Genomic DNA, 9,650 nt, shown 5'->3' on the forward strand with positions numbered 1-9,650 from the left:
GAACCCCACCTCCCCCGCCCGAGGACGCCGCGGCCGAAAGGCACTCCTCGCGCTCTCCGCGCTCGGCGTCGTCACCGCCATGCTGTCCCCCGTCAGGGCGGGCGCGGCCACCGCGCCCGCGGGCGCCGCGGCCCCCTCCGGCGCCGCCTCCCCGATCAGCGACAACGGCCAGCTCAGGGTCTGTGGCACCAAGCTCTGCAACAGCCAGGGCCAGGCCGTCCAGTTGCGCGGCATGAGCACCCACGGCACCCAGTGGTACTCCCAGTGCGTCACCGACGGCTCGCTCGACGTCCTCGCGAACGAGTGGCAGGCCGACGTGCTGCGCGTCTCCACGTATGTGCAGGAGGGCGGTTACGAGACCGACCCGGCGCGCTTCACCTCGCTCGCGCAGAAGTTCGTGGACGGCGCGAACAAGCGCGGGATGTACGCGGTGATCGACTGGCACATGCTCAGCCCCGGTGACCCCAACTTCAACCTGGAGCGCGCGAAGACCTTCTTCACCGCGATGGCGAAGAAGTACAAGGACAGCCCCGGCGTCCTCTACGAGATCGCCAACGAGCCGTCCGACGTGAGCTGGTCGACCGTCAAGTCGTACGCCGAGAAGATCATCCCGGTCATCCGGGCCCAGGACCCCGACGCGGTCGTCCTCGTCGGCACCCGCGCCTGGTCCTCGTTCGGCGTCTCCGACGGGGCCGACGAGAAGGAGGTCGTGAACAACCCCGTGAACGCCTCCAACATCATGTACACCTTCCACTTCTACGCCGCCTCGCACCGGGACGAGTACCTGGCGGCGCTCGACCGGGCGTCGGACAAACTGCCCGTGTTCGTCACCGAGTTCGGCACCCAGAACTACGCGGGCGAGGGCGCCAACGACTTCGCGCAGTCGCAGCGCTTCCTCGACCTGATGAAGCGCAAGAACATCTCCTGGACCAACTGGAACTACTCCGACGACAACCGCTCCGGCGCCGTCTTCAAGACGGGCTCCTGCAACGCCGGCAAGTTCTCCGGCACCGGCGTCCTCAAGGAGGCCGGCGTCTGGATCCGGGACCGGGTCCGCTGACGCCGGTCGTCACGGCGTACTGACGAAACGTCTCCTCGCGGTCCGGAAGCGGGCCGCGAGGAGCAGCGCCTCGGTGGGATTCGCCCATGACCGTGACAGGGTTGAGAGGCCTTGATCGTCAGGGCTCACGACTCCGGAGGGCGCACCGTGGCCCAGTTGGCGCTGCTGCTCGTGCTGTTGCTGGGCGCCGTTGTCACGGTGCCGCTCGGGGAACGGCTCAATCTGCCGTCGCCCGTGCTGATGACCATCCTCGGGGTCGTCCTGGCGCTGCTGCCCTTCGTACCGAACATCGACGTACCGCCGGACCTGATCCTTCCGCTGCTGCTGCCACCCCTGCTGTACGCGGCCGTACAGCGCACCTCCTGGCGGCAGTTCACCGCCAATCTGCGGCCGATCTTCCTGCTCGCCGTCGCGCTGGTCCTCGTCACCATGGCGGCGGTGGCGAGCGTCGCCAACTCCGTCGTCCCCGGACTGCCGCTCGCCGCCGCGTTCGTACTCGGCGCGCTCGTCGCACCGCCCGACCCGGTCGCCGCGACCGCCGTCGCCGGCTCCCTGGGACTGCCCAGACGGCTCGTCTCCATCCTGGAGGGCGAGGGGCTGTTCAACGACGTCACGGCCATCGTGCTCTACCACGTGGCCATCGCGGCCGTGGTCAGCGGCACGTTCTCCTGGCCCGCCGCCGCCGGGACGCTGGTGCTCTCCGCCGTGGTCGCCGTCGTCGTGGGAGTGGCGCTCGCCTGGATCTCCAACAAGGTCATGGCGATGCTCGGCGACGCGCCCCTCCAGGTCGGCCTCAGCCTGCTGGTGCCGTTCGTCAGTTACGTACTCGCCGAGGAGCTGCACGGATCCGGCGTCCTCGCCGTCCTGACCACCGCGCTCTTCCTCGCCGAACACACCGCCGACGCCGACGACGTGATGGGACGGCTCGCCGGGAACACCTTCTGGGAGATCGTCGACATCCTCATCACGGGCATCGCGTTCGGTCTCATCGGGCTCGAACTCCACAACGCCTTCGGGCGCGCGGACGGCCATCTCGGGGAGACCCTCGCCTGGTCGGCCGTCGTCGTCGGGGTCGTCGTCGGCGTACGGCTGCTGTGGCTGCTCCCCGCGGTGTGGGTCACCAAACGGCTGCACAAGGTCCGGGACTACGACGAGGAGTTCCCGGTCGGCTGGCGCGAGACCGTCGTCATGTGGTGGGCGGGGATGCGCGGTGTGGCCTCGGTCGCGCTGGCGCTCGCCATCCCGCTCGAAACGGACGACGGAACGCCCTTCCCCGGCCGTGACGTGATCATCTTCATCGCCTTCGCCGTCATCATGACGACGCTCGTCTTCCAGGGACTCACCCTGCCGTGGCTGGTGAAGCGCCTCGGCGTACGCGCCGACACCGAGGCCGAACGCGGCTTCGAGCACGAGCTGGCCGTGCGCGCCGCCCGCGCCGCCAAGCGCCGCCTCAAGGAGATCGAGGAGGTCGAGGAGCTGCCCGAGGAGCTGAGCGAGCGCCTCGCGCGCGGTGCGTTCGACATCGGGGCGAGGATCAGTCCGGACGTGGTGGACGACGAGCGGCGCGACTGGTTCGCCAAGCGCAGCCAGCGGGTCAAGACCCTCCAGCGGATCCAGCGCGAGATGATGTCGGCGGCCCGGCACGAGGTGCTCGCGGCGCGCAGCGAACCCAACGCGAACCCGGAAGTGGTCGACCGGGTGCTCAGATACCTGGACGTACGCAGCATGCGGTGACCGCGACGGCCGCTGTCACCCGCGGCCGGTGCGCGGGTCGCCGTCGGCGCCCGGCGCCGCCGGGTCGGGCTCGGGGCGGTGCCCGGCGTCGGCCGCGGCGCCGTTCCTCGCGGCGGCCGGGAGCACCGCGGCCTCGGTGGTCGCGACCCGCGGCAGCGCGTACGGGTGCTCCTGCGCCAGCCACGCGATCAACTGTTCCCGCACCGCACAGCGCGCCGTCCAGATGTCGTCCGCGTCCTTCGCCGTGACGACGGCACGCACCTCGATGGTGTTCGGGGTGGTGTCGGTGACGGCCAGACTCCAGTCCCTGCCGTCCCAGGCCGCGCACTCCCGCAGTATCTCGTGCAGCTTCTCGCGCATCAGCGCCACCGGCGCCGAGTGGTCGAGCTGGAGGAAGACGGTGCCGGTCATCTGGACTCCGCCGCGCGACCAGTTCTCGAACGGCTTGCTCGTGAAGTACGACACCGGCATCGTGATCCGGCGCTCGTCCCAGGTGCGTACCGCGAGGAAGGTGAGCGTGACCTCCTCCACCACACCCCACTCGCCGTCCACCACGACCGTGTCGCCGATCCGCACCATGTCGCCGAAGGCGATCTGGAAGCCGGCGAAGAGATTGCCGAGCGTGGACTGCGCGGCGACACCGGCGACGATGCCGATGATGCCCGCCGAGGCGAGCATCGACGTACCGATCGTCCGCATGCTGGGGAAGGTCAGCAGGATCGCGGCGACCGCCACCACGACGACCACCGCCGTCACGATCCGCATGATCAGCGTCACCTGCGTACGGACCCGGCGCAGCTTCGCGCGGTCGCGGGCCGACGTCGCGTAGCGGGCGTACGTCGACTCCACGGCGGCCGACGCGATGCGTACGACCAGCCAGGCCCCGGCACCGATCAGGATCAGCGTCAGCGCGCGGCCGATGCCCGACTGGTGGTTCTCGACGACCCACCACCCGGTCTCGCGGTACGAGGCGCGCAGCAGGGCGGTCAGGACGACGACCTGGAGCGGCAGCCGGCAGCGCCGCAGCAGGCCCCACAGCGGGGTCTCCGGGTGCCGGGCGTCCGCGCGGCGCAGCAGCAGGTCGACGATCAGGCCGAGCAGCAGCGTCAGGACGACCGAGCCACCCAGCACGGTCAACGGTCGCAGTACGTTCTCCATGGCTCCGGATTCGGACGAGGGGGCCCACCTGGCAGGATGGGCGGATGGACGTCGTTCTCTTTCATTCCGTCTACGGGCTGCGCCCGGCGGTGCACGCGGGGGCCGAGCGGCTGCGCGCTGCCGGACACCACGTGCACGTGCCCGACCTCTACGAGGGTCAAACCGTCGAAACGGTGGAGGAGGGCAGGGACCTCAAGGACAAGATCGGCTCGGACGAGCTGCTGAGGCGCGCCGTCCTCGCCGTGGCGCCGTACTCCGAGCGCGGACTGGTGTACGCGGGCTTCTCCTTGGGAGGGTCCGTCGCGCAGACGCTGGCGCTCGGGGACTCGAAGGCCCGCGGGCTGCTGCTGATGCACGGCACGTCGGACATCGCCGCGAACGCGTCGGTGGACGACCTGCCCGTACAGCTGCATGTCGCCGACCCGGACGTGTCCGAGCCGCACGACTGGCTGAACACCTGGTATCTGCGGATGCGGGAGGTCGGGGCGGACGTGGAGATCTACCGCTACCGGGGCGTCGGGCATCTGTACACCGACCCGGACCTGCCGGACTACGACGAGCCGGCCGCCGAGCAGACCTGGCGCACGGGGCTGGCCTTCATCGAGTCGCTGGACGGCGACGCCTAGGGCCTGTCGTTTGGATCAGGCCGGATGAGTGAGCGGGGTCTGGTGCCGTGGATCGCAAGGCGGAGGAGGGAGCCATGCCGACCGACGACAACGCGGCGGGGCGCGGTGCCGGGGCACGCGAGCCCGGCAAGATCCAAACGACAGGCCCTAGGCCATGTCCGGCCGTCGCGGCTCTCAGTCGCGGGTGCAGCGGCCCGTGGTGGCGCCGTCGGGTGCCGGGCGGCACAGGTACGGGCGGTCGGCCGCGTCGTCGCTGACGTAGCGGCCCACGCAGGTGCTGTCGGAGTCGAGGCCGCGCGTGCGGCACCAGGCGACGGCGTGCGAGCCGCTGTTGAAGCCGGAGACGTAGAACATCCAGAAGCCCGGCTGCAGCGAGGCGTGGTCGTCGCTGTCCAGGTAACGGGCGTTGGCGAAGCCCTGGTCGCGCAGGGCCGTCTCCTGCTGGTCGCGGGCGGTGTCGCCCGCGGACTTCTCGGTGGAGGCCAGCTGCGCGACCCAGTTGCCGGTCAGGTCGTCGCCGGACGGCTCGTCATCTTTGCCGCTGTCGCCGGTGTCGTTCGCGGGGGCGTCCGCTTTCGGTGTCTGCGGCGAAGCCTTCGTGGAAGGGCTGTTCGTCGTACCGCCCTTGTCCGCGGACGGCGAGCCCGAACCGTCCCGGAGCGCGTGGACCAGCGCGGTCGCCGCCACGAGCGCGACGGCCACCGCGACGGCGCCGACGACCAACGGCGTACGGCGGCGGCCCCTCGTGGGCGCCCCGTCGTCCGTCTCCGGGCGTGCGTCGGCGGGCGGGGGCGGCGGCAGGACGGTGGTGACGGTCGTCGGCGTCCAGTCCGGTGCCTTGCCCGACTCGGCCTGGGCCAGCATCAGATCCAGCCGGGCGGCGCCCGGCCGCGCGGCCGGGTCACGTACCAGCAGCGCGTCCAGTACGGGCGCGAGCGGCCCGGACCGTACGGGCGGCGGAACCGGCTCGTCCAGTACGGCGGCGAGCGTGGCCAGGCTCGTGGCGCGGCGCAGCGGACTCACGCCCTCCACACAGACGTACAGCGTCACCCCCAGCGACCACAGGTCGGACGCCGGGTCGTCGTCGTGCCCCCGGATCCGCTCGGGGGCGAAGTACTCGGGCGAGCCCACGAGTTCACCGGTCGCCGTGAGTGACGTCGCGCCCTGGAGGGCCGCGATGCCGAAGTCCGTGAGCACGGCGGAGCCGTCGTCGCGCAGCATGACGTTGGCCGGCTTCACGTCGCGGTGCTGGATGCCGACCGCGTGGGCGGCCCGCAGCGCGGACAGCACCTCGCGGCCGATCCTGGCCGCGTGCACCGGGCTCAGCGCGCCACGGGCGATCCGGTCCTGGAGCGTGTCGCCGGACAGCAGCTCCATGACGATCCACGGATGCGGCCCCACGTCCACGATGTGATGGATCGTCACCACATGCGGATGGCTGATCCGCGCCAACGCCCGGGCCTCGCGCAGGACTCGCTCACGCGCCACGTGCGCGGTGTGCGGCGTGGCCGCCGCCAACGCGGGGTCGGGGGACCGTACTTCCTTAAGGGCCACCTCGCGGTGCAGCACGGTGTCGCGTGCGCGCCACACCGTGCCCATCCCGCCGCTGCCGAGCCGCTCCAGCAGCTCGAACCGCCCGTCGATGATCCTCTTCACGTCGCCCCCGGTCATGCGGATCAGCGTACGGGCCACGCGGGGGCGGCCCGCACGCTGTTACGCCTTGGTTGCACGAGGCGACCCGTGCCGTCAGCCGGCGAGCGCCTTGGCGATGGCCGCCGTGTACTCCGGGGCGGTGAGCGGGGCGTTCTTGCTGCCCTCCGCCGTGACCGTCCTGCCGTCCATCCGGAGCGTCGGCGTGCCCTCCACACTGCTGTTGTCGAACGTCGCCGACATCTTCATCGCCCACGCGTCGAACGTGCCGCTCTCGACGTTCTTCTTGAACGCCGCGTTGTCCTTCAGCTCGTTCACCGAGTCGGCGATCTTGAGCAGGGCGGCGTCGTCGGCGAACTTGTCGTCGCTCTCGGAGGGGTGGTTCGCCGCCGAGTAGAGCGCGGTCTTGTACGCCGAGAACGCCTCGGGGCTCACGTCGAGCGCGGCGCCCAGCGCGGACAGCGCGTTCTTCGAGCCCTCGCCGTTGTCGGAGTTGTCGATGAAGGTGGCGCCGACGTACTTGACCTTGTACTTGCCCGCGTCGACGTCCTTCTGGATCGTGGCGCCGACCTGCTGCTCGAACGTCGCGCAGATCGGGCAGCGGGAGTCCTCGTACAGCTCCAGCGTCTTCTTCGCCTCGGGCTTGCCGATGACGACAGTCGTGCCGTTCGCGCCGGAGGTGTTCTTCGGGGCGGTGACGGCCTTCGCGTCCTTGGCCGCCTCCCAGTGCGAGGGCTTGTTCGCCTGGACGACGCCGAAGCCGACGCCTCCGGCGACCGCCAGGATCGCGACGGTGGATCCGGCGACGACGAGCTGGCGGCGGGTGCGGTCGCGCCTGGCCTGCCGCTCGCGCTCCTCGCGCAGCCGCTCGCGGGCGGCGGCCTTGTTGGCGTTGCTGTTGCGTGCGCTCATGGTGGGTCACTCCGTGTGGGGTCGTACGGGGTGCGTACGCGCGCAAGAGGCGGCGCGCGGATACGCGGGGGACCGACGGCGGCCGGAAACGGCCGCCCTCGTCGTGCTCAGGCCGGGAGAAGGGCCGAGCGAGGCGGTCCCCGTCGTCCGACGGAGTGCGCGAACAGGCGCGTACGGGAGGCGTGCGGGCGGGCGGCGGGGCGCGGGAAGCGCCGTACCGTACGGCGGACCGTGCCCGCGACGGCGACCGCGATCAGCAGCGGCCGGAAGGCGAACCCGGCGACCGCCCGCACCACACCCGCGAGGGCCGCCTCGCCCCGGCGCAGCCAGAGCGCGGCGAGCAGTCCGATCGCGACATGCGTGGCGAGAAGCAGCCACGGGAGCGCAGGGTCGTGGGAGCCCAGCAGAGTGGCCGCGGCGCCCTCGGGCGAGGCGACCGAGGAGACGCCGGGCAGCGGGGAGCCGACGCTGCCGCCGCACAGGACGTCGAAGCCGACGGAGCGCAGCGATCCGGCGACGGGCCCGCCCGCGGGGCCGTAACAGATGTTCTGGCCGGTGGTGAAGAGGGTGTCCGCGGCCAGCTCCAGCGGGACGAGCAGGGCCGCGATACGCCAGAAGCCCCGCTCGCGGCCCGCGAGGGCGTACGAGACGGGGAACACGACGGCGCACACGACGGCGACGACGGACAGTGGCAGCGGGGCCCGTGAGAGGAGCACGTGCGAACCGGCGGACAGGGTCACGGCCAGAGCCGTGAACAATGCCGCCCGCAGCGCTCTGAGCCGTGCCGCCGATATGTCCATCGTCGCCGAGTGTGCCACGAGTGCCCGTAAGGGGTCCCTAAGGTCGCCCGTGGCCGGGGGCCGAAGGGGCCGGGATTCAGCCGGCGGCGAGCTGTCCGTTGCGGAAGAGGTCCACGAAGATCTGGTGGTCCGCGCGGGCCCGCGCCCCGTAGCTGTGGGCGAACTCCACCAGCAGCTCGGAGAAGCCCTCCTCGTCCGCCGCGATCGCCGCGTCGATGGCCCGCTCCGTGCTGAACGGCACCAGCGAGTGGCCGCTCTCGTCGTCCGCGGCCCCGTGCATCGTGGCCGTGGCCCGGCCGAGGTCGGCGACGACGGCGGCGATCTCGGCCGGGTCGTCCAGGTCCGACCAGTCCAGATCGACCGCGTACGGCGAGACCTCGGCGACCAGCTGGCCCGCGCCGTCCAGCTCGGTCCAGCCGAGCCACGGGTCGGCGTGCGCCTGGAGCGCGCGCTGCGAGATCACCGTGCGGTGGCCCTCGTGCTGGAAGTAGCCGCGCACCTGCTCGTCGGTGATGTGCCGGGAGACGGCGGGCGTCTGCGCCTGCTTGAGATAGATCACGACGTCGTTCTCCAGGGCGTCGCTGTTGCCCTCCAGCAGGATGTTGTACGAGGGCAGGCCGGCCGAACCGATACCGATGCCGCGCCGCCCCACCACGTCCTTCACCCGGTAGGAGTCGGGGCGGGTCAGGCTGGACTCCGGCAGGGTCTCCAGATAGCCGTCGAAGGCCGCCAGGACCTTGTAGCGGGTGGCGGCGTCCAGCTCGATGGAGCCGCCGCCCGGCGCGAAGCGGCGCTCGAACTCACGGATCTCGGTCATCGAGTCGAGCAGCGCGAAGCGCGTCAGGGAGCGGGCGTCGCGCAGCGCGTCCAGCAGCGGGCCGGTCGCCGTGTCCAGCGTGAACGGCGGCACCTCGTCGTTCTTCGCGCCCGTCGCCAGCGCGTGGATCCGCTCGCGGTAGGCGGCGGCGTAGACCCGGACCAGCTCGCTGATCTGGTCGTCGCTGAGGGCCTTCGTGTAGCCGATCAGCGCCAGGGAGGCGGCCAGCCGCTTGAGGTCCCAGGTGAACGGTCCTACATAGGCCTCGTCGAAGTCGTTGACGTTGAAGATCAGCCGGCCGTTCGCGTCCATGTACGTACCGAAGTTCTCCGCGTGCAGATCGCCGTGGATCCAGACCCGGCCGGTGCGGTCGTCCACGTACGGCGCGCCGTCCCGCTCCCGCGCCAGGTCGTTGTAGAACAGGCACGCCGTGCCTCGGTAGAAGGCGAAGGCGGAGGCGGCCATCTTGCGGAACTTGACCTGGAAGGCCGCCGGATCCGCGGCGAGCAGGGCACCGAAGGCGGTGCCGAACACGTCGAGGATCTCCTCCCCTCGCTGCTGGTCAACGGCTTCGACCGGGCGCGGGACCGACATCGGTGGTGCCTCCTGGAAACATGACGAACTGGGCGGATGAACTGACACGCCACCCGCCTCGGGCGACGGCGCCGTCAGTGACTTGCAACGCACGAAGCTACCGGTGCGTGCCCGCCCCGCGCCGGTGGACCCGGAGGTTCGCGCGACCCGGTCCGGCATCGCCCCGACGCCGCTCGGATTGTCAGTGGGCGGTCGTAGACTTCGACGCTGTCCCCCCCAGGGCACCCCTCGCTCGTCCGCTCGTTTCGCTGGAGGCCTCAGCCGTGACCAAGCCGCCGTTCACGCATCTGCATGTCCAC

The 9,650-nt window shown here is 71.2% G+C and carries 8 protein-coding genes; 3 read left to right on the forward strand and 5 right to left on the reverse strand.

Annotation, left to right across the window (positions count from 1 at the left end; translation table 11 throughout):
- Together BHU15_RS28870 and BHU15_RS28875 are read left to right on the forward strand one after the other, a co-directional pair.
- The coding region (locus tag BHU15_RS28870; RefSeq protein WP_255293242.1) for a glycoside hydrolase family 5 protein at positions 1-1,060 on the forward strand (1,060 nt) is incomplete at its 5' end.
- 147 nt (positions 1,061-1,207) lie between these two features.
- A complete protein-coding gene (locus BHU15_RS28875) occupies positions 1,208-2,794 on the forward strand; it encodes a Na+/H+ antiporter (protein ID WP_069629859.1) in 1,587 nt (528 codons plus the stop codon).
- Positions 2,795-2,809: 15 nt separating this feature from the next.
- Here the strand turns inward: BHU15_RS28875 and BHU15_RS28880 are convergent, their stop codons facing one another.
- Complete coding sequence (locus BHU15_RS28880) at positions 2,810-3,952, reverse strand: mechanosensitive ion channel family protein (protein ID WP_069629860.1); 1,143 nt, start codon at positions 3,950-3,952, stop codon at positions 2,810-2,812.
- 8 nt (positions 3,953-3,960) lie between these two features.
- Between BHU15_RS28880 and BHU15_RS28885 the strand changes: the two genes are divergently transcribed.
- Complete coding sequence (locus BHU15_RS28885) at positions 3,961-4,578, forward strand: dienelactone hydrolase family protein (RefSeq protein ID WP_255293243.1); 618 nt, start codon at positions 3,961-3,963, stop codon at positions 4,576-4,578.
- A gap of 174 nt (positions 4,579-4,752) precedes the next feature.
- Here BHU15_RS28885 and BHU15_RS28890 read toward each other — a convergent pair whose 3' ends face one another.
- The 4 genes from BHU15_RS28890 to BHU15_RS28905 form a co-directional block, all read right to left on the reverse strand.
- Positions 4,753-6,249: a serine/threonine-protein kinase gene (locus tag BHU15_RS28890; RefSeq protein WP_069629865.1), complete on the reverse strand. Its 1,497-nt coding sequence runs from the start codon at positions 6,247-6,249 to the stop codon at positions 4,753-4,755.
- A gap of 75 nt (positions 6,250-6,324) precedes the next feature.
- Positions 6,325-7,140, reverse strand: coding sequence for a DsbA family protein (locus tag BHU15_RS28895; RefSeq protein ID WP_069629862.1), 816 nt, complete (start codon positions 7,138-7,140; stop codon positions 6,325-6,327).
- Positions 7,141-7,247: 107 nt separating this feature from the next.
- Positions 7,248-7,940, reverse strand: coding sequence for a hypothetical protein (locus BHU15_RS28900; RefSeq protein WP_031231923.1), 693 nt, complete (start codon positions 7,938-7,940; stop codon positions 7,248-7,250).
- A 76-nt stretch (positions 7,941-8,016) separates the two neighbouring features.
- Positions 8,017-9,351: a DUF2252 domain-containing protein gene (locus BHU15_RS28905; protein ID WP_069629863.1), complete on the reverse strand. Its 1,335-nt coding sequence runs from the start codon at positions 9,349-9,351 to the stop codon at positions 8,017-8,019.
- Positions 9,352-9,650: the final 299 nt, after the last annotated feature.

Source organism: Streptomyces niveus (assembly GCF_001723055.1).
GTDB lineage: Bacteria > Actinomycetota > Actinomycetes > Streptomycetales > Streptomycetaceae > Streptomyces > Streptomyces niveus.